This is a genomic window from Sulfuricurvum kujiense DSM 16994 (genome assembly GCF_000183725.1).
In the GTDB taxonomy this organism is placed as follows: Bacteria; Campylobacterota; Campylobacteria; order Campylobacterales; family Sulfurimonadaceae; genus Sulfuricurvum; species Sulfuricurvum kujiense.
Map to the genome: position 1 here is coordinate 2,354,851 of NC_014762.1, position 20,648 is coordinate 2,375,498.

The 20,648-nt window shown below is 46.1% G+C and carries 22 protein-coding genes; 3 read left to right on the plus strand and 19 right to left on the minus strand.

Annotated features, from left to right (window positions below; translation table 11 throughout):
* Positions 1 to 9: 9 nt before the first annotated feature.
* Complete coding sequence (locus SULKU_RS11770) at positions 10 to 441, plus strand: heme-binding domain-containing protein (protein WP_013461195.1); 432 nt, start codon at positions 10 to 12, stop codon at positions 439 to 441.
* 55 nt (positions 442 to 496) lie between these two features.
* On the opposite strand, the gene rpsI is transcribed toward SULKU_RS11770, so the two are convergent.
* The 18 genes from rpsI to SULKU_RS11860 all read right to left on the minus strand — a co-directional run bounded on the left by rpsI (position 497) and on the right by SULKU_RS11860 (position 17,719).
* Positions 497 to 886, minus strand: coding sequence for a 30S ribosomal protein S9 (gene rpsI, locus SULKU_RS11775; RefSeq protein WP_013461196.1), 390 nt, complete (start codon positions 884 to 886; stop codon positions 497 to 499).
* 9 nt (positions 887 to 895) lie between these two features.
* Complete coding sequence (gene rplM, locus SULKU_RS11780) at positions 896 to 1,318, minus strand: 50S ribosomal protein L13 (protein WP_013461197.1); 423 nt, start codon at positions 1,316 to 1,318, stop codon at positions 896 to 898.
* 81 nt (positions 1,319 to 1,399) lie between these two features.
* Positions 1,400 to 4,102, minus strand: a complete 2,703-nt coding sequence (locus SULKU_RS11785) for a RecB-like helicase (protein ID WP_013461198.1) — start codon at positions 4,100 to 4,102, stop codon at positions 1,400 to 1,402.
* A complete protein-coding gene (locus SULKU_RS11790) occupies positions 4,092 to 6,434 on the minus strand; it encodes a PD-(D/E)XK nuclease family protein (RefSeq protein WP_013461199.1) in 2,343 nt (780 codons plus the stop codon). Before SULKU_RS11790 ends, SULKU_RS11785 begins: the two co-directional genes overlap by 11 nt.
* Before the next feature lie 105 nt (positions 6,435 to 6,539).
* On the minus strand, positions 6,540 to 7,046 hold the full coding sequence (locus tag SULKU_RS11795; RefSeq protein WP_013461200.1) for a FixH family protein: 507 nt from the start codon (positions 7,044 to 7,046) through the stop codon (positions 6,540 to 6,542).
* Entirely contained in the window at positions 7,039 to 7,743 is a 705-nt protein-coding gene (locus SULKU_RS11800; RefSeq protein WP_013461201.1) for a hypothetical protein, read from the minus strand. The genes SULKU_RS11795 and SULKU_RS11800 overlap by 8 nt, the downstream gene beginning before the upstream one ends.
* A 121-nt stretch (positions 7,744 to 7,864) precedes the next feature.
* A complete protein-coding gene (locus SULKU_RS11805) occupies positions 7,865 to 8,071 on the minus strand; it encodes a DUF4006 family protein (RefSeq protein WP_013461203.1) in 207 nt (68 codons plus the stop codon).
* A gap of 11 nt (positions 8,072 to 8,082) precedes the next feature.
* A complete protein-coding gene (locus tag SULKU_RS11810; protein WP_013461204.1) occupies positions 8,083 to 9,012 on the minus strand; it encodes a c-type cytochrome in 930 nt (309 codons plus the stop codon).
* 9 nt (positions 9,013 to 9,021) lie between these two features.
* The gene (locus SULKU_RS11815; protein WP_013461205.1) at positions 9,022 to 9,225 is read right to left on the minus strand and encodes a cytochrome c oxidase, cbb3-type, CcoQ subunit; all 204 of its coding nucleotides are present in this window, start codon (positions 9,223 to 9,225) and stop codon (positions 9,022 to 9,024) included.
* A gap of 10 nt (positions 9,226 to 9,235) precedes the next feature.
* A complete protein-coding gene (ccoO, locus tag SULKU_RS11820) occupies positions 9,236 to 9,928 on the minus strand; it encodes a cytochrome-c oxidase, cbb3-type subunit II (RefSeq protein WP_013461206.1) in 693 nt (230 codons plus the stop codon).
* Between the two features lie 14 nt (positions 9,929 to 9,942).
* Complete coding sequence (gene ccoN / locus SULKU_RS11825) at positions 9,943 to 11,424, minus strand: cytochrome-c oxidase, cbb3-type subunit I (protein WP_013461207.1); 1,482 nt, start codon at positions 11,422 to 11,424, stop codon at positions 9,943 to 9,945.
* Positions 11,425 to 11,713: 289 nt separating this feature from the next.
* Positions 11,714 to 12,841, minus strand: coding sequence for a glutamine-hydrolyzing carbamoyl-phosphate synthase small subunit (carA, locus tag SULKU_RS11830; protein ID WP_013461208.1), 1,128 nt, complete (start codon positions 12,839 to 12,841; stop codon positions 11,714 to 11,716).
* The gene (locus SULKU_RS11835) at positions 12,841 to 13,392 is read right to left on the minus strand and encodes a DUF507 family protein (RefSeq protein WP_013461209.1); all 552 of its coding nucleotides are present in this window, start codon (positions 13,390 to 13,392) and stop codon (positions 12,841 to 12,843) included. The genes carA and SULKU_RS11835 overlap by 1 nt, the downstream gene beginning before the upstream one ends.
* Before the next feature lie 72 nt (positions 13,393 to 13,464).
* The gene (locus SULKU_RS11840; protein WP_013461210.1) at positions 13,465 to 13,992 is read right to left on the minus strand and encodes a MotE family protein; all 528 of its coding nucleotides are present in this window, start codon (positions 13,990 to 13,992) and stop codon (positions 13,465 to 13,467) included.
* Positions 13,989 to 14,411 (minus strand): flagellar export protein FliJ, encoded by a 423-nt coding sequence (locus SULKU_RS11845; protein WP_013461211.1) that lies wholly within the window; start codon positions 14,409 to 14,411, stop codon positions 13,989 to 13,991. Before SULKU_RS11845 ends, SULKU_RS11840 begins: the two co-directional genes overlap by 4 nt.
* Positions 14,412 to 14,499: 88 nt before the next feature.
* Entirely contained in the window at positions 14,500 to 15,747 is a 1,248-nt protein-coding gene (locus SULKU_RS11850) for an adenylosuccinate synthase (protein ID WP_013461212.1), read from the minus strand.
* An 18-nt stretch (positions 15,748 to 15,765) separates the two neighbouring features.
* Positions 15,766 to 16,611, minus strand: a complete 846-nt coding sequence (locus SULKU_RS11855) for an ATP phosphoribosyltransferase regulatory subunit (RefSeq protein ID WP_013461213.1) — start codon at positions 16,609 to 16,611, stop codon at positions 15,766 to 15,768.
* Positions 16,612 to 16,615: 4 nt separating this feature from the next.
* On the minus strand, positions 16,616 to 17,719 hold the full coding sequence (locus tag SULKU_RS11860; protein WP_013461214.1) for a pyridoxal-phosphate-dependent aminotransferase family protein: 1,104 nt from the start codon (positions 17,717 to 17,719) through the stop codon (positions 16,616 to 16,618).
* A gap of 120 nt (positions 17,720 to 17,839) precedes the next feature.
* Here SULKU_RS11860 and SULKU_RS11865 point away from each other — a divergent pair, with 120 nt between their 5' ends.
* Positions 17,840 to 18,619, plus strand: coding sequence for an undecaprenyl-diphosphate phosphatase (locus tag SULKU_RS11865; RefSeq protein ID WP_013461215.1), 780 nt, complete (start codon positions 17,840 to 17,842; stop codon positions 18,617 to 18,619).
* Here the strand turns inward: SULKU_RS11865 and rdgB are convergent.
* Positions 18,592 to 19,218, minus strand: coding sequence for an RdgB/HAM1 family non-canonical purine NTP pyrophosphatase (rdgB, locus tag SULKU_RS11870; protein ID WP_013461216.1), 627 nt, complete (start codon positions 19,216 to 19,218; stop codon positions 18,592 to 18,594). The two genes, SULKU_RS11865 and rdgB, sit on opposite strands and share 28 nt — an antisense overlap.
* 100 nt (positions 19,219 to 19,318) lie before the next feature.
* Between rdgB and SULKU_RS11875 the strand changes: the two genes are divergently transcribed.
* Positions 19,319 to 20,641 carry an MFS transporter gene (locus SULKU_RS11875; protein WP_013461217.1) on the plus strand — a complete coding sequence of 441 codons (1,323 nt, stop codon included), beginning with the start codon at positions 19,319 to 19,321 and terminating at the stop codon, positions 20,639 to 20,641.
* Positions 20,642 to 20,648: the final 7 nt, after the last annotated feature.

Genomic DNA, 20,648 nt, shown 5'->3' on the forward strand with positions numbered 1-20,648 from the left:
AAGAAATTAATGAAAAAAGTTGCGTATTGGATACTGGGTACCGCCGTTGTGATACAGTTATTCAGGCCCGATTTTACAAATCCGAAAGTGGATGAGACCATTGCGCTTAAAACCGATCCAAAAGTTATGAGCATCCTTAAAACTTCATGTTACGATTGCCATTCAAATGAAACAGCGTATCCTTGGTATCATCATGTCGCTCCGATGTCGTGGGTTATGGCCAACAATATCAACCAAGGACGCAAAGCACTCGACTTTTCAAATTGGGAAAACATAGACTCTAAAGTAAAATTGGAGCGATTAGAGCGTGCAAAACAGCTTCTGAATAACGAATTGATGCCCAAAAGCGAATACCTTTTAATGCATAAAAATGCTGTTTTATCGGATGAACAAAAGAAAGTACTTGAAATTTTTTTTGATTCGCAAATAAAAAGGCTGTAAGCGGCGGATTAAAGAAAGAAGAAAAATCTTTTCCCGAAAAGGGAAAAGAGAACGATTAACGTTTTGAGAATTGTGGAGAACGGCGCGCTTTGCGTTTACCCGGTTTCTTACGCTCAACAACACGTGAGTCACGTGTAAGCATACCGAACGGTTTCAAGATAGCGCGGAATGACGGATCAAACGTACAAAGAGCACGTGAAATACCGTGGCGAAGTGCATCAGATTGTCCTGAGAAACCACCGCCCATAGTTGACGCAGTGATATCAACCGATGTATCTTGTTTAGTCAAAGAAAGCGGTTGAGTAACACGCAATTTTTTTGCTTCAAGACCACCGAGCCATGCATCGAGTGAAAGACCGTTTACAGTGATTTTACCTGTACCCGGAGCAAGCCATACTTTAGCGATCGAAGATTTTCTTCTTCCGGTTGCATACGTTTTTGCCATTATTTATCCTTACTTAGCGATCTGCGCAGAGTGTGGGTGTTCAGCACCTGCATAGACTTTTAGTTTTTTCAACATCGCACGACCCAATTTTGTTTTAGGAAGCATACCGCGAGCTGCAAGTTTGAAAACTTTTTCTGGGTTAGTAGCCAAAAGTTCTGTAAATTTTTCGCTTTTTACGTTACCGAAGTAACCTGTGTGGCGGTGATATGTTTTAGTAGCAGTTTTACCGTTACCGTTGATAATCGCTTTTTCAGCGTTAATGATAACAACGAAGTCACCACAGTCGATATTTGGTGTAAAATAAGGTTTATCTTTACCGCGAAGACGAGTAGCAACATCAGTCATGATACGACCGAATGTTTTCCCTTCCGCATCGATCAAAACCCATTTACGCTCGATTTGCTCAGGTGAAGCAATTTTAGTAAATTTCATCTTGAGTCTCCTTTTAAAGTCTCTATAAATAGTGGCGAAATTGTACCCTTATAAACTTATAATCTGCTGAAATTAAGTTTTTTATAAGCACTTTATCCATTCAACCCTATCCTCCAGGAGATAGCACAGATACCCTTGCGCATCCCGGCCGGTTGAAGAGCGTATCGCCTCACGGTAGCGCGCAATCTGATCTTGGTGTTTTTCGTCCTCTTCGCGGCCGCTTTTATAATCGATGATCACCCATCCGTTTTCCTGCTCGACGAGCAAATCGATTACACCGAGATTCCCTTTATGGCGAATCATCTGTTCTTTGTACCGGACCCCTTGCGTCAGGTGTTTAAAGACCTCATCCTCTATTAGACGGCTGACTCTTTTTTCAATCTCTTCCATCGCTCCCGCATGAAGCGTAGCCCCGTAGCGGTTTCGGGACGATTCGAGCGCACTTTTCATCGACGAAGAATCAAAATCGCCCATCATCTCCAGCGTATAATGCAAGGCTAAGCCGAACTGCACTGCCGCATAATCATGTGTGGCTTCTTTGTGCGACCGGACACTCTCTTCCTGCCGACCGAATTCGAGCGCTTTGAAATTGGGGGCTTTAGGCACTATAGTCGATTCCGTATGACAGGATTTAATCTCCAATACCCCTCGAGCGGACGGAGTGAGTTCGAGCGGATCAAACCATGAGCTTTTGGTTTTTGCAATAACGCTCAGCGACAAAGCGGCTCGGGTCAGCGCGACATACAGCGCATTGAGCTGATCTTCATCGGATGCCCTCTTCTCCGCTTCTAACGCTTTGGCATACATCGGATCGAGTGCTTCGCGCCCTTTGATCCGGTAATGCATCCCCTGAAGCTGCGCCCCTTCGTATTCGTAGACGATCGCATCGCTGCGGCTGCGAGGCGTTCCGAGCCGATCAAGGACGATAACATGTTCAAACTCCAGCCCTTTGGATTTATGTACCGTCATGATCCGTATCCCTTTAAGATCGCTTTGGGGAGAAGAGGCTTCCAAGCGGTCTATCTCAAAAACCACCTCTTCGATATCGCGATAGCTTCTCAGTGCTTCGATAAACAGCAAGGCACTTTTATCGGCAATCCGATATCGTCTGATGAAATCAATCGCGGTCGTGACCGTCTCATGTACGTTTGGACGTTCAATCTCAACACTCTCAATTCCCAGCAAAGCGGCACAATTAGAACGGTAAATCGATTCTCCGAAATAACAGTAACGAAGATACTCGATAAGTGCGCGGACGCTTCGCTGCGAGATAAGAAGCGCCGTCGTCTCGGTTACGACGTCATATCCCCGTTCGCTCAAGACTTCTTCTACCGCACTTCCGTCTTTGTTGGTTGCCGTCAATATAGCGATCTCTTCGGGTGCGGCCCCTACGCCGATCAACAAGGCGACCCTTTCGCTCAGCGTTTCGAGAAGCTCGTCACTGCTTAGAACTTCGACAAATCCACCCGAAAGGGTTTGGGGACTCTGCTGTGGAATGTACCCTTTGATTTTCCCCTCAAACGCCCCGTTCACAAAATCGACGATCTCACTGCGGGAGCGGTAGTTGACTCTAAGCGGCTCCACACGGACATCGAACAGCTCGGCAACCTGATGAAAAAGGGCACTTACCCCGCCGCGAAAGCGGTAAATCGATTGTTTTACGTCCCCGACGAAAAAGAAGCTCCCCCCTTCGTTTACACCGATGCCGGAACGGATCTCTTCGATGAGCGGTCGTAGAATATCAAACTGGATAACGCTGGTGTCTTGAAACTCATCAAGAAGTAGATGTTTCAGACGCGAATCAAGACGAAAATAGAGAAATTCGCTCTCCAGTTTCTCCCGAAGCAGGGTATGCACATTGAGGGTAATGTCGTCGAAACTCAGTTCATTGCTCTGAACCGCCATATTTTGGCGGCTTTTGATGTAAAGCTTTAAAATCGAAAACAGCTCTTTAAAATAGAGTACTTCGCGACGGCGCATCTGCTGTGCGATGGCGCTTTGCATTTCGTGAAGCAATTCATCCATCCGAGGTTCATAACTCTTTTTAAAATCCCAATACTCCAGAGTCGGTTTTTGCAGCCAAGATTTTCCTAAAAGGTCCTCGTAACTCTCGATTTGCATCGTTTTTCGGGCACGGTCACTGAGCGGCTTCGAGAGGACAAGAGTTGAAAGTTCTTGCGCAATCCCCATACTCTGTTCTGTGGTATCGTCTGGGACACTGAGCGTGCTGTATGCATCAAGGTTCAACTCTTTATATTTAGAATAAAGAGAAGAGAGAAGAGAGAACAAGTCGCTCAGGCGCTTATCGCTGAGCAGTGAGAGGTGAACCAACGCCTTCTCGGAATGCGACACTTCCACCTCATTTAAAAACCGCTCCAAAAGCGCCGTTTCATGCTGATTCTGTATCGTTTTAAACGTCGGCATCAATCCGGCATTGAGGGCAAATTTGCGTAAAATTCGCCCGAAAAACTTATCAATAGTCGATATCTGGATATCGGAACGTAAAAATCTGGCCAACACTTTGGGGCGCTCTTCTAGAATCTTCGCTTCATCGATCCCGCTCAAACGTGCGATCTGAGAAAGTTCGCTCCGCTTCGGCAGTTCTTCGAGTGTCAAAATTATCCGCTCCAGCATCTCATTCGCCGCTTTATTCGTAAAGGTCAACGCAATGATGGATGAGGGATTTTCCCCCATAAACAGCAGACTCAAATAACGGACGACCAGGTTGAAGGTTTTGCCGCTTCCCGCACTCGCTTCATACGCTAAAAACGGTTCAAACTCCACGCATCACCTCCCGGTGACAGAGATAGACGTAGGGACAAAGACGGCATCGGCTCAAATCCTCGCACATTTCCCACTCCCATGTTTTTTTCGAAGCCATCTCGGAGAGAATCTCCCGCAACTTTTCTGTCTTCGCTTCCAAAAACTGCTCTACCTTCAGCTCTCCCTTATTCAAATCGTAATAGCCGCATCGCGCCACATCACCAAATTCTCCTGCAAGCAGGGCATAAACACTGAGCTGATAATCGACATCGCTCTCTTTGGGTTCTTTATCGGTGTCGGGAAATTTACCGCTTTTATAGTCGATCACTTCGAACCGCCCCACCACTTCATCGATCCGGTCTATCCGCCCGCTTAACGTAATCCCCTCCACGACCGCTCTAGCCTCTTTTTCGGTATACAAAACCTTTGCACCCGAGGCAAACCGAGCCGCTTCCTGCTCATAAAAAGGGTCCAGTTTATCAAGCCACAGCCGCTTCATATGGCGTTCCAGCGGATCGTCTGCAGCGGTATTTTCCCATTGGTTCCGAAGCGCTTCTTTTATTTTAACGGCTGAGGAATACTCCGCAGCATCTATAAAGAGTTTTTCCAATGCACTGTGAAGCGCGTTTCCGATATCCCTCTCCTGTGACAGATCCCGCGGCAGTTCGTGGTCGCGGATATGCTCTATATAGCGGTAATAGAACTGCCGTTTACAGCTCAGGAACGATTTGATACCGCTTGCTGAGAGGGGGTGGGCGGTAAAATCGTATTCGCACTCAAAACTCTTGACCTGACGGACATTAAAAGCAGGGGGAGGAAACAATACCTCTTCATAACGGTATGCAGCCGGGATACTTTTGATCCCCAGCTGCAGTAAAAAACGCGAAGGGACCGATTCAGCATTTTGGACACATCCGATAGCGACCCTTTTCGCCCGGTTAAAAAGGATGGAGTAGTAATGTTTTTGGAGCGATTCACGATCATGCGCGCTCGGTAGCCCGGCATACTCACGGGTTTTTGTATTCAAAAAGAGATCTTTTTCACTCTTATGCGGGACATACCCCTCATTAAAATCGACGATCACTACCCCCTCAAATGCAACACCGCGTGTCTCCAACAGCCCCATAACGGTGATTTTCCCGCCCCGGACATCATCAATGCTCTTTTGTCGAAGACGGTTCATAAAGATTTTAAAAACGGCACGAAAATCCATCACCTCCAGCGCATGGGAAAGGTGACCGAACCGGTGAAGTTCATCACGTATGACCTCAAGTGAGGATTCATCTCCCCCTTCCCATAGCATCATCATCTCTTCGAGTTGCGAAAACTGAAATTTTTTCGAATAATGGGCTTTGAACCACTCAATCGTCTCACTTTTGATATTGCGGACCCGTTCACGGTTCACGACATTCATTTCATCCAAAAATAAAGTAATGCTTTCCCATTCCCTGTAGATGTTACTCTTGCTAAAGGGCTCTCCCATCGCAAAGTTGAAATTCCCCTCGGTATCGAACTCCCTGAGCATTGCCGCCGCATCTTCATCGGGGAGTACCACCGCAATTTTCTCGGGTGCAATCCCCTCTTCCACAAACCCCTCTACACTCGCTTTGATAAATCCGATCTGCGATAAACGCGTATGAAATACTTCGCATTCAACCGAGCGATTGATACAAAGCGGTTTTTTTTCAATAATAGTTATAGTGCTTAGCGACAGGCGGTACTCCATCCCCTCAGCCAGTTCAAAACCCATCTCTTCCAAACGAGTCGTCATTTTTCGGTTGTATGCGGTTGTGTTGTAGTGGAGGATCAACTCCAGATGCTTTGCACACTCTTGAAGCAATACGATTTCATATCGGCTTAAATACCCTTCAACGACAATCATAATCGACTCATAATTTCGTAAAAAATCACGTTGAATCGTTGTATGCTCCGAGGTATAGATCCGATCAGCCCATCCCTCGCGCTTACATATTTCGCCATAGCGTTCACGCAGCCGCTTAAGGATCGCAATGTGCTCTTCATACTCTCCGTAGACATCGACCGACTGAAGCGTTGTAAGCGATACCTGTTCGGAGGAGAGCTCTTCAAAAAATCGGAACAGATACTCAGAATTCTGGATAAAACTGAAAAAATTACGTTCGATATTGAGCGCGGCAAACCCTGAAAAATCGGATGCCTCGTGCATCGCTAAAAGGCGCAGATCCTCGTCCGGAACGATTTTTCCCTCCGCCACATAGGCACGGGAGAGAAACTCCCCCATCGTCATCATTGCGGGGAGAAAGCTCTCTGTAGACTCTGCAACCGCTTCACGAACGCACCGAGCGGTAGGATAAACAATACATTGTCGATTCATTCAGGGAATTCCTATATTCTGGCTATTGCATAGATGGATAACAGATAATAAATAATGTGGACATATTGTAGTAGATTTCCCCTAAAGGGGAAAGAGGACGAGTGATTAAAACTCAGACGTAATGGTATTGCGGGTATCGGCTTTGATGTTATAGTAGCGTTGATCCGCTCCTACAGCCACTTTTGCCAAAATATCCCAGCGTCCCTGTTTCGGAAGATCCACCGCATTAAAGGTGTATTGCCCTTCATTGATGATAGGGTTTGACAAATTAATATCAAGTTTGGTCGTATCCGGCCGTGTTAAAACCGCTTCGATTTTAGCATCATTAATCGCGTTGCCCTCTTTATCGGTTACTTTATAGACGATTACCGTCCCTTTTTCACTGATTTGAGGAGTTACAAAAGCAACAGAATACTTTTTATCAAAGGCTATTTTAGCGTTGATAATCTCATTGGCGTCATTATCATATGAATGATATCCCTGCATACCGTAATCGGACATCTCTACAGGATTATTCATAGCCATCTTAATGGTAACAACGCCAAACATAATGACAATTACAGTTGATACGGCAATTATAATCGGCCATTTTGTACCTGGATTTTTAAACATTATCATCCTTGTTGCGACGACGGAAAAATCGCCCGTATACGTATCGTGAAATACCGTAAAGAATAATACCGTAAAAAACTAACCGAAGGATATCGATAAAATTTTTGCTGCCGTTTCCTGCAGACGAGCTAAGGGTAACCCCGTGAGCTGCCGCAATCTGATCCGCCGTATCGCTGTACCCGTTGAACATCGCTACCGAATACTTTTGAACCGTTTCCCCCCCTTTTGTCTTTTCTGCCAAAATGGGGAGAATCGTTCCGCCGCGATTAGTGATAAGTTCTTTCGCTTCATCGTAGTTTCGGGCAAACATTATTGCACTGACAACCGATCCGATAAACGTTGCGTTCGGACTTAAAATCTGCGATTTGTTAAAATGCTCATATAAAGAGACGGGACGGGCCAATATGTCAATCTGCTGTTTTAGTTCTACAAACGTCATAATAACCGATGGTTCGCCTACTTCCGATACCAACTGTTTTTCAAAATCGGCAACACTTTGGTTTTCATCCAAATCACGCACCATTACCAAATAGAGTGAAACACCTGTTTTGGCTTTTAGTTCAGCACCGATTGAATTTATCTGTTCCGCAAAGTTCGGGTTGTTAACAACATCATCTTTATATAAATATTCCGCATGGAGAGAGAATGTCAAAGAGAATAAGAAGGTGAGGGCCGCTAGCCCTCGCGAGAGTAACAAAAGCTACCCTTAACCGATGAAAAGGTGGTTCGGTGTTACAACTGCCCACAAAGTGATAGCCGCACCAATCACCAATGTGATTGTAATGAGTTTATCCATGATACTTGCCATATTAAACCCCTTATTTAACATCAACACGATGCGCAGCATTTTCGGTGCTGATCATTTTGATGTCTTTTTCATTTTCGACTTGGTAGAAATTAGTCGCACTACCTTGTTGAACACCCAATCCCCACACGGTTAAACCCGCGAGGATAGAGAGAAGCAACACGGTTGCGATCAACATACCGGTGATACCGTCCAATGCAAAAATACTACGATTTTCCATTATGACTCTCCTTATTTGCTAAGGCCGGTGACATAAGCACCAAGCGCTTTTACCTGAACTTCAGTCAAGTTATTGAATGCCGGCATTTGACCGATCGCACCTTTTTTACCGTGTTTCATTACATTCGCAATAAGCGTAGGATTGAACTCAACGATACTCGGAGCAACCATATCGGTACCTTTACCGTCAGCAGCATGACAAGCAGCACATGTTCCGGCAAATACGTCAGCACCTTCTGTCCCCTTCATTCCGCCGGCAACATACTTAGATACCGCATCAATTTCAGCATCAGTGATCAATGCACCGGTGTTAGCGTTCATGAGACCGTTACGATCCGGCATCGGCATTTCCATACCGAGAAGCTGGTTATTTGAGCCGTTTTGAATTACATGTTTGATTGATTTCTCATCCAAACGGTGATTCAAGTTAGCTGCTTTACCGTCAATACCGTCCGCTTGAAGCCCGTGACACGGAGCACATTGAACGATAAATACGGATTGCCCCATCTCATTAAGAGCAGTGTCATCCATATTAGCGTATTGCGCTTCAAATTTAGCATCGTGCGCAGCAACTTCTTCATTATATTCACCGATTTGTGAATACGCGTTTACAGGATATCCCGCAAGGAAATACCAGATTGCCCAAATATTCAAACCGAGGAAAATAACCGCCCATCCGAAAGGAAGCTCGTTTTTATATTCCCCGATTCCATCCCAGTTTTCATCCGCAAGTTTACCGCTTGCTTTGTCAAATTGCATTTGTCGAACATATTTGGTAACTACAAATGCCGTAACGATGACTAGAACAACCGCACCGAGAACGGCGAGTTTATTAACCCAGTCACCTTCACCACCCATACCGCCGGCACCACCGACAGCAACGTAAGTGAAGCCAAGCATTGCAATTACAACTATGATAGCAGCAAGTACTGTCTTATTCATTTATGCCTCCTACTTTATCTCATCGTTTTTCGAGATCTCTTCGACCGGTTGATCGGTGATCTCGTCATTCAGCGCGATATTGCCGTACTTTTCATAATCGCGTGTCCCCTTTTTCTGTGCACTGTAGAGGTGATAAATGTACGAGTACAATACCACCACCAAAAATGCCGTAAACCCGAAGTAAGCATACGCTTGAAGAGTACCAATATCCACGCTAATTTCCTTATTTCAAGCTGTTAAGATACGCGATCAACGCTACGATTTCAGGGATTTGACCCGCTGCAACCGCATCTTTAACTTCTTGGTCCTTCATGTCTGCCGCAACAACTTTTGCCTCTTCAAGAGCCGAAGTTTTTGCTTCATCCAATGTTGCTGCCAAAGCAACGGTCGTTTTTGAACCGTCAGCCATTGGAATTTCTGCATTGTATGGAACTGCAAATACTTTATTAACCGTTACTTGTTCTGCATACGCCGTATCGATATCAGCAGTATTTTTGAACATCCATGGGTAAGCCGGCATAATTGAGCCTGGAACAACCGCTGCAGGATCTTTCATGTGGTTTTCATGCCAGTCAGTCGTACGGTAGTTACCTACACGCATCAAATCCGGACCGGTACGTTTTGAGCCCCAAAGGAATGGACGGTCATACGCATATTCGCCGCTCAAGCTGTAGTGACCGTAGCGGTCAGTTTCAGATTTAAACGGACGAATCAATTGTGAGTGACATGCATTACAGCTGTTTTTGATGTAAACATGGCGACCTGCAAGTTCCAACGTCGTGTAAGGCTTAGTCCCTACAACCGGTTGAGACGCTTGCGCGAAGTTTGGCAAAATCTCGATAAGACCTGCAAACGCGATTGTTACGAACACCGCTACCGCGAAAAAGAACGGGTGTTTTTCTAACCAGTGAAACATTTTTCCCCTCCTTATTATGCGCCCATAGGCGATGCGTTTTGAAGTTCACTCTCTTCAACACGGCGAGAGCTTGTCATTGTTTTGTACATATTGTACGCGAACAAGAACATACCTACGAGATACAATGTACCACCAACCGCACGGATTGTGAAGTAAGGGTGCAATACGGCAACCGTATCGATGAATGAGTAAGCAAGGTTACCGAACTCATCGTGTGCACGCCACATCATACCTTGTGTAATACCGGCGATCCACATAGAGGTGAAATATAATACAACACCAAGAGTTTGGATCCAGAATTGTGTGTTCATCAACGATTTAGAATAAATCTCACGTTTGAATACACGAGGAGCCATGTGGAAAAGTGCTGCCATAATCATGAACGCAACCCAACCGAGAACACCGTCATGTACGTGACCGACGATCCAGTCTGTAAAGTGAGCCAACGCATTAACCGATTTAATCGCTTGGATCGGACCTTCAAGAGTTGAGAACATGTAGAACGTAGAAGCCAAGATCATGAATTTGATCAACGGACTGCTCGCAACTTGTTGCCATTCACCCTTCATCGTAAGAAGCATATTGATCGCAGAACCCCATGATGGGAGGATCAATACAACCGAGAATACAGAACCCATTGTTTGCATCCAATCCGGTACAGTTGAATAGATCAAGTGGTGTCCGCCAGCCCAAAGGTAAACAAACATCAACCCCCAGAACGCAAGAAGAGACAATTTATATGAATAAACCGCTTGGCCCGATTCTTTCGGAAGGAAGTAGTAGATCATTGCAACGATAGGTACAGTAAATCCGAACGCAACCGCGTTGTGTCCATACCACCATTGAACAAGAGCATCATTGGTTCCTGAGTACATTGAAACAGAGTGGTACCATGCACCGATTCCGCCAGACGCAAAATAGGTTGGGATTTCCATGTTGTTGAAAAGATACAACATTGCGATACCGAGGAATGTAGCAATGTAATACCAGATAGAGATGTACAATGATTTTTCACGGCGAATACCGATCAAACCGAAAATTGACATACCCCAAATAACCCATACCACAACAACTGCGATATCGATCGGCCATTCAAATTCCGCATACTCTTTTGATGTTGTAATCCCCATTAACAATGAGCCTACAACTGCAACAACGACTAGTAGATAAAGTGCAAAATGCAATTTACCGAGGAACATCAAGAATTTTGATTCCGCCATTGATACTTTTAGAACACGTTGTCCAACATAGTACCATGTAGCCCAAATACCGCTAAAGGTAAATCCAAAAATTACTGCATCGGTGTGCAGCGGACGTAGACGGCTGAAGTTTGTATATTCTGCCAATCCTGAACCCGCAATTGTATTAACGGCAGGAAATGCCATTTCCCACGCTAAAATAACGCCGACAAGCATCCCGACGATTCCGAGTAACACCGTTGTAAGCATAAACATCTTTGCAACCGTGTAATCATACTCCAATGGACGATTATCCATTTACGACCTCCTTAAAGATTCAAAGCATAAGAGCCGATTAGGGCACCTCTGACTTCGCAAACCTGTGAAATCAAAGATGCCCTTAACACTTTTGTAACAAAAGTAGGCTATTAGACACTCTAATGATAGCAATACGAGTATTTAGGGAATCTTAAATTATTAAATGTTTTTCACTATATGAAAACTTAACGATAAATTTAAGTTTATTTACAGAATGAGGGGTAAAAAAGTAACACTTTACGATAGATTATTCGTCAAAAAAGGGGATCGCTAATCCTCCGTAGAGGATTTAGCGCTGTAAAAGCTGAAGGAACTCGCTAAATATGTAACGGCTCTCTTTTGGACCCGGACTAGATTCAGGATGGTGTTGAACCGAGAAAACGTGTCCGCTGTTATATCGAAGTCCTTCGATCGTATTGTCAAAAAGGTTAATATGGGTCACTTCGGCGATTTCGCGTACCGATTCGGGAACATTATAATTATGATTTTGTGCGGTAATTTCAACCATTCCCGTTTTTACGTTTTTAACCGGATGATTTCCGCCGTGATGTCCGAATTTCAGTTTGTGGGTATCATAGCCGTGAGCGATGCTGAGGAGCTGGTGCCCCAGACAGATACCGAACAGCGGGATTTTGCGCTCTATCAGTTTTTTAATCTCTTCTTGCTCTTTTTTCAATACAAGCGGATCTCCCGGACCGTTGGAGAGGAATACGCCGTCAATCTCTTTGGCATCATATCGTGCGATCAGCTCATCGGCATTGAACGTGTTCGGCAATACTTCCACTTCCAATCCCGCTTCGGTAAGCTCGTTGAGAATATTGCGTTTGACCCCGAAATCGATTGCCGCGATACGCGCTTTCGGAGCAGGCGCGTCGTTGTAACGGAAGTTAAACGGATCGTAAATCCCGTTGCGGTGGACATATGACGTTTTGGTACTTACCTCTTCGATATAGTTGATCTCTTCGATGCGCGGAGATTTTTCAAGAAGCTGCTTTAACTCCTCTTTGTCGCTTACCTGTGTCGAAGCTATCATCATCATCGCCCCCTCAGTTCGGAGCATTTTGGTGATAAAACGGGTATCGATATCGCAAATACCGATGATGCCGTGTTTTTCTAAAAAGGTATGCAGCGCTTCTTCGGCACGAAAATTCGAATACTCTTTTTGATACTGTCGGACGATGATCCCTTTACAGTGAGCTGATGTGCTTTCCATGTCCTCTTCATTAACGCCGACATTACCGATTTCAGGCATCGTGAAGGTGACGAATTGCCCCGCATACGAAGGATCGGTAATAATCTCTTGATAACCGCTCATAGAGGTATTGAAAACAATTTCGCCGACAGCCGTTGTATCGGCACCGAAACTTTTGGCACTCAGGTAAGTACCGTTTTCGAGATAAATCCAAACATCACGCATTATGCCATCCCCCGTCTGAGCAGTTCATCTTTATAGAGTTTTTCATAAACGATTTCATATTCGTCGGTTCCCGGAATAAGGTTTCGTTTATAGCTTTTAATTTTTTGGAATACCGCCGCTTCGATTTCGCTGGAATCGGCGATAGAGCCGGTAATCGCATCGTAAATAATATTTTTGATACGGTTTTCACTCACGTCGTAATTAATCAAATCTTCTTCGTACAACTCATCAAGAATTTGATGCGCAATATCCGAATAACGGTCTTCGTACGAGAGGACGACGCCGTACTGCGGTGCCAATTTCTTTTTGATCATAAAAAAGAGTTGCCGTTCATCGGCTAGATAAAAATCGATCTGCTCTTCATTGGCATTAACGATCTCTTTGACCTTCTCTTCCAAAGCGATCTCTTTTTTGATATTGGCGGCCAAAACCTTTTCAGCCTCTTTTGCGGTGCTCTCGAGACCTTTGGTCATAGTAACCAAGCCGCTTCGGCTGAGATCGACAGCAATACGCGTCGCGATATGGGGTACGTGTGTCAGTGAAACCTTCATTGCCAGCCCTGAGTGAAATTTTCTGCATTTTACTCTAAAATACCTCTAAAATCGCTTAGGAGAAACGGAGTCTTACTTAGGAGGCTCCGGCAGTTTTCGCAATTTATCGGTAATTTCCGACCCTTTTTTCGGATCCATCTTCGCCAATATCTGCCCGACGACCTTGCTATTGAGTGTACTCATAATATCTGCAGCATCGGAGGCGGGCATCTGAGAAAGGATTTGTGCCGATGCAGCGGGTTTCATTTTTGCGAATGTTTGAGAGACTTTATCGGATTTAAGCTGTTTGATTTGTTCCAAAACTTTTTTATTTTCATCCAGCATTTTTTTAATCGACTCTTCTTTGGCTCTGATCTCTGAGAGTTTTTGATCGACTTTCATGTCTTTTCCCTGAACCATCGCCTCTTTTTTGCGCAAAAGGTCTTCCGTTGCCCGTTTTAGAGAATCGAGAGACTGTTTCTGCTCGTCAATCCGCTCCAATTCGACCAGCAGCTCATTTTTGCGGTCTTCAAAAATCTTGGTACATTCATACGACTTTGTTGCGGGTGCACCGTAAAGCCCCCCGATCATCACTACTGCTAAGCTCCAAATTAGTTTCATTCTTCCTCTTTTTTATAGATCATAGTACCGATTTCATCCAGCATTTTAGCCTCTTGTGCTTTGAGATGTTTGAGACGGGCTTTCATCTCCTGGATTTCCAAATATTTAAACTTTTCAAAATCGATCATTGCCGCCTTATAACGTTCCCGCATCTGATGCTGATTGAACTTCGCGACTTGTACCTTGTTTTGGCACTGCTCGATTGTCTGATGCTGTGCATGGATCATTGCGGTTGCTTGGGTAAATTCGCCGACTGAACCTTGTGTCGGCAGTGTCATACGTGAGAGTTCTTCATACGAAAATTTGAGCTTGTCGGTGGCGGAGGCAAGTTCGTTATTGGCACCGATGAGTGCGCGTTCGGCACTGTCTAAACTCTTTTTTTTGAGTTTGACCAAAGGCTCGTAACGCGACTTGCTCATAAGCGCTCCTATCTGATGTTATACACTTTTCGAGCAAAGCCCGCAAAGTGGCAGGGACAAATGTCCCTTGCATCCCCCTAAAGCAGGATTATAATGTGATCGTGTCGTTTCGATCCGGTGATGTTGAGATCATACCGATTTTAGTCTGTGTCAGCTCTTCGATGGCGCGAAGATATTCTTGTGCCGTTACCGGAAGATCTTCAAAGCGGCGGACACCCTCGGTTTTATCCCATCCAGGGAACGTTTTATACACCGGTTTGACGTTCTCTAGATCAAGCGGAAGATAATCGATCACTTCGCCGTTCACTTCATATCCGATACACACTTGGATTTCATCGAAGCCGTCCAAGACATCGAGTTTCATAATGGAGAGATCGTCACACCCGTTTAGGCGGCTTGCATAACGGCACGCTACGGCGTCAAACCATCCGCAGCGGCGCGGACGTCCTGTCGTCGTTCCGAATTCATGTCCCGCTTTGCGCAGACGCTCACCGATCTCGCCGTGATCTTCCGTCGGGAAAGGGCCGTTACCGACACGCGTACAATAGGCTTTAACGATCCCGGTCACTTTGCCGATGTCCTTAGGATTGACTCCGAGACCCGTACACGCACCCGCCGAAATAGTCGATGAACTGGTAACGTATGGATAGGTTCCGTGATCGATGTCGAGCATCGTCCCTTGCGCCCCTTCGAGGAGGATTTTCTTCCCTTCGTCCATCATTTTCCATGCCATTTGGGTCGTATTTGCCAAAAACGGAACCAATTTTTCCGCATACACGTTCAACTCCGCTAATAGCTCTTCGCGTGACGGCAACGCAATCACCAACGCTTCGAAAATGGCTTTGTTTTGGACAAAATATTCCATTACACGATTGGTCAGTGTTTCAACATCGCGAAGCTCTCCGAGACGAAATCCCGCACGGGCGATTTTTTCGCTGTAGGCAGGCCCGATACCGCGACCAGTCGTACCGATCGCTTTCTCGCCGCGGAGTTTCTCTTTGGCTTGGTCGATCAAGGTGTGAAACGTCAAAATCATATGGGCAGATTCGCTCACAAACAATCGTCCGAGCAAATTATCAAACTGCTTCATCTCTTTGATGAGCGCTTCGGGAGAGACAACGACACCGTTTCCGATGATATTGATCGCTTTCGGGTTCAAAATCCCTGATGGGATCAGGTGGAGGGCATGGGTTTTGCCGTCAACGACGATGGTATGTCCGGCATTATGTCCCCCCTGATAACGGGCAACAACGTCGTATTTTTGCGCAAGCAAATCAACAATTTTCCCTTTCCCTTCGTCTCCCCACTGAATACCGACAATCAAATCTGCTTTCATAAACAATCCTACTTTTAGTTATTGGTGTAATGCGTCAATCAACGCATCGGTGTAAATGGCAAAACCGACCGATACGGTCTCTTCGCTTTTGTAACGTCCGCCCATTGCGTACATTTCGTTTCCTTCGATTACGCGGAAAAAAAGCTCATCATAATAGAGCATTTTAGCGTAATAAAGCGGTGCGACGACCACATTAGGGTATTCCAGCCCTTCGCACAGCTCTTTCATCTTGATCAATTCCGGTTTGATCGCATCAGGGACGATCTCGACTACCGCATCGATCTCGCTGGCATGCTGCATGTACACCAACCGCGTCACCCATTCAATTTTCAAAGAGAGAAATTTCTCGATGTTCACATGGCGAAAGTCATCCAAATGTAATCCCAGCATCTCTGAGAGGATGCGGGGGATATTAATGTTTGAAATTTGCAATAACGGCGAAATTTTCAACTCTTTTAATATACGGGTTGCCTGAGTAAGGGCAACAGAGAGATTCGGCTCATCAATGATCTCGACACCGATTTGGTACTGCTCGTCGGCCGGATAACGGTAGACCGGTTGGATATAGAACCATTTTTTATGTTCGGTATTGCCGCCGAGGCGTTTGTTGACAATACGTACCACGTCGATCGTCGAGTCGGCGCGGAGGCTGATCGGATGGTTTTCGCTGTCGTTTACACGGATAAGCTCACGCTGATCACAAACGCTCATGTGCTGATGATACGAAAAAAGAGGGGTTAAAATCTCTTCAAACCCGGCATCACTTAAGAGGGTGCTCGCTTTGGTTTCGATCAACCGTTTTGTTTTTGCCGCGCCGGCAAAATAGAGTTTTGAGCCTTCCGGGATTTCGTGTTCAAAAACCATAATATCAAAGCCCGAAATAGACGGTGTTAAACACGCGGTTCGCGGTTCCGTCATAAGCGCGGCGTCCCATCTTAGCCAATGCCAGTTCCACCGCATTCGCTGCCCAACACGCTTCGTACGGTGCAATCAGCCCCATGTGGTTGATACGGAAAATTGAATCTTTGATATGATCTTGTCCACCCGCAACGTTCACATCGAATTCCTTGAGAGTTGAGCGGATTTTTTTCGCTTCGACGTCCCCTACCGTCGTCATCGAATCGGCCGGATTGGTTGGATAGATGGAAAGGCCGATCGCCTTCATCGCCTCACGGGTCGCTTTCGCGCGGCGTGCCGTATCAGCGTAGAGTTTATCGAGTCCCCCTTCAGCTTTGATACGGTTTAATACCGCCTCCAAACCGATAGTCAATGTCGTTGCCGCCGTCCACGCCGTTGTATTTTTGCGCTGATTTTTGATCTCGGTAGCGAGGTTGAAATAATACCCTTTGCCGCTTCCGATTTTCTCAATTGCCGCATTGGATAATCCCATAATAGCAAGCCCCGGAGGAAGCATCAGCGCTTTTTGGCTCCCTGAGATCAGACAGTCGATATTGGTTACGTCGATTTTCTCGACACCGACCGCCGTAATACCGTCTGCAATGACCATAATAGCCGGATTATGTGCTTTTACCGCGCTGGCAATCGCTTCGACACTGTGGCGCAATCCCCCCGCACTTTCGCAGATTTGAATCGCGATCGCGTCAATATCCGGATTAGCGTTTAGAGCTGCTTGGACTTCTTCCACAGTAGCGGGGGTGTCCCATTCGTGCTTAATCTCAACGTTGGCAATCCCGTGAGCTACGGCGATTTTCCCGAAACGCTCGCCGAATTTTCCCGAGTTGATCGAGAGGAGTTTGGAGTGAGCCAAATTGATCACCGCCCCCTCCATCGCACCGGTTCCCGAAGAGGCAAGCATCAACACCTCATCCATTCCAAGCAATTCAAATAACAGTGCACGTGTGCGTTCAAAAATCGCTTCAAACTCAGGAGTACGGTGGTGAAGCGTCTCACCAGCCATAGCGATACGTACAGACTCAGGTACCGGGGTCGGTCCGGGGGTAAAAAGTAACATTCAAAAATTCCTTGAGGGAAAGTGTCATAAATCCGCGCATTTTATCCTATGTGAGGTTAGGGGAGGTTTAAGGGGCGAGGCTATGGTACAATTGCACCAAAAAAAGAGCAGCTTTATTATATGACACTATTTGACGCATTGATCCTCGGCGCACTCGAAGGGGTCACCGAATTTCTCCCTATCTCTTCTACGGGTCATCTTATTTTGGCTTCGCAGCTATTGGGGCTGGAGCAGACCAACGCCCACAAAGCGTTCGAGGTCTCGATTCAATTGGGAAGCATTCTTGCCGTTTTATTTTTGTATGCAAAGCGGCTCCTTCAAGACAAAATGCTGTGGCTTAAAATCGGTGTCGCTTTTTTACCGGCAGGTGCTTTGGGATTTTTGTTTTACAAGCAGATTAAAGCGCTCTTCGGAGTCGAAACGGTCAGCATTATGCTGATTGCCGGAGGGATCGTATTTTTGCTGTTTGAGTTTCTTCGCCGCAATAAGCCCATCGATTCGGGAAAAGATATCTCCGAACTCAGTTTCAAAGAGGCCTTTACCATCGGAGTGTTTCAAAGCCTCTCTATGATCCCCGGTACCAGCCGCTCAGGCGCTACCCTCATCGGCGGATTGATTATGGGGCTTAGCCGTAAAAGTGCGGCGGAGTTTTCGTTTCTCCTCGCTATCCCCACGATGATCATCGCTACCGCGTACGATCTGCTCAAACATCGCAGCGAAATGGTGGTGGATGACTATTTCATGCTCTCGGTAGCGTTTATTACGGCATTCGTCTTTGCCCTCGCGACGGTCAAACTTTTCGTCGCATTTGTCAGCCGTCACACCTTTACCCCGTTTGCGATTTACCGCATTATCGTAGGGATAATCTTTTTCTATTTTGTGGCAGCACTTCCGGCATGAGAGCGTAAAAACTTAATCTGATCGATCAAAATTTTCGCTAACTCCAACGCTTTGGAACGGTGCGAAAGCCCTTTTTTAATATCGTTCGGCAATTCGCCCAAGGTTTGATCGTATCCGCTCGGTATAAAAATCGGATCGTATCCGAACCCGTTCTCACCTCGTAATTCCGTGATAACATCCCCGTGCATCCATCCGTGAACACAGCTCTCCCCTTCACGCGATACGATTGCTATCGCCGCCGTATAATGGGCGGGTGAAGTACTCAACCCTTTTTCTTTTAACGCTTCGACAAGTTTGAGGAGGTTATCCCGATCGCTTGCCCCCTCGCCGCCGTAACGGGCACTGTAAATCCCCGGAGCACCGTCCAATGCATCGACGCTGATCCCGCTGTCATCGGCGACGACAATCGCATTTTCATCCCCCAGCGCCGAATATACGGCGCGGGCTTTGATCAATGCATTGGCTTTAAACGACTCGCCGTCTTCGACAATCTCAAATCCCTCGATCAGATCGGTATAAGGGAACACTTCCCGATCATGAAGAAGCTCGATTATTTCTCGGACTTTCCCTTTGTTTGACGTTGCCAAAACGATTTTCATCTCATTCCTTACAATAGACTTTAACGTTCGGTGTTTACCCGATGTTTCATCTAAGGGTGTAATATAATACTGAAAATTTTAACGTATCTAAGGTTGCACGGTGTTTAAAACGGTTCTCCCCCTCTCCGCGATTCTATCGCTTCGATTCTTCGGTCTATTTCTCGTTCTTCCGGTTCTCTCTGCTTATGCCCTGGGTCTCGAAGGCGCTACCCCGTTTCTTATCGGAATAATTGTCGGCGGATATGCTCTGACGCAGGCTATTTTCCAGGTGCCGTTCGGAGTCATGAGCGATAAAATCGGCCGTAAACCGACACTCTTGCTCGGACTCGTTATTTTCTTGGTCGGATCGATCATCTGTGCGGTGAGCACCGATATCTACACGCTTATGGCGGGTCGCTTTTTGCAGGGTGCCGGAGCAATCGGTGCCGTCATCCCCGCCATGATCAGCGATCTGGTCAATGAAGAGTCACGAGGCAAAGCGATGGCACTCATGGGAGGAACCATCGCAATGAGCTTTGCCGCCGCCATGGCATTAGGTCCCGTTATTGCCGCAGGATTCGGATTCTCGTCTTTGTTTTGGATCGCAGCCGTTTTGTCGATTGTATCGATGATCGTCCTCTTTACCAACGTTCCGACCCCTCCGCGCATCCGTCACATCTACCATTCATCCACCACCACCAAAGACATCTTAAAAGATCCGAATCTCCTGAGTATGATTATCACGAACGGGATGCAAAAAGGGTTGATGACCGTCTCTTTCGTCCTTATCCCTATTCTTCTTATCAAGCCCGAATACGGCTTTTTGTGGGACAAAAAAGATCTCTGGCAGGCGTTTATCCCGGCGATGGTTATGGGGCTTTTAGCCATGGGGCCTGCCGCTGTTTTCGGAGAAAAGTACAATAAACCGCGCGAAATATTTTTGATTTCGATCGTCCTTTTTATCGTAGCTTTTACCCTTATGGGATTCGCAACCAAAGGGTGGGAATTCGTCGTCGGTGTGGTGAGCTTCTTCATGGCATTTAACATGATGGAGCCGCTGGTACAATCGATGATCTCCAAATTTGCCAAAGTACACCAAAAAGGTGCGGCACTCGGTATCGCCAACGGGTTTGCCTATTTTATGACGTTTGTCGGCGGAGCCGTCGCCGGTATCGCATTGCAGTATTCAACCCGTGAAACGTTGGCTATCGGACTGATTATTGTAAGTGCGTTGTGGTTGCTATGGACCTTTAAAATGTCCAACCCTCACCGCTATTCCCATCTGTATATCTCGATGGATCACGTGGACATGGAGAAATTAAACGCACTGGAACATGAACATATCGCGGAATGGTTTATCAATGAAACCGAGAACATCGTTGCGGTCAAGTACCGTAAATCGCTGATTGAAGAAGAGGCGATTAAAGCACAAATTGCAAAATAATTCTTAT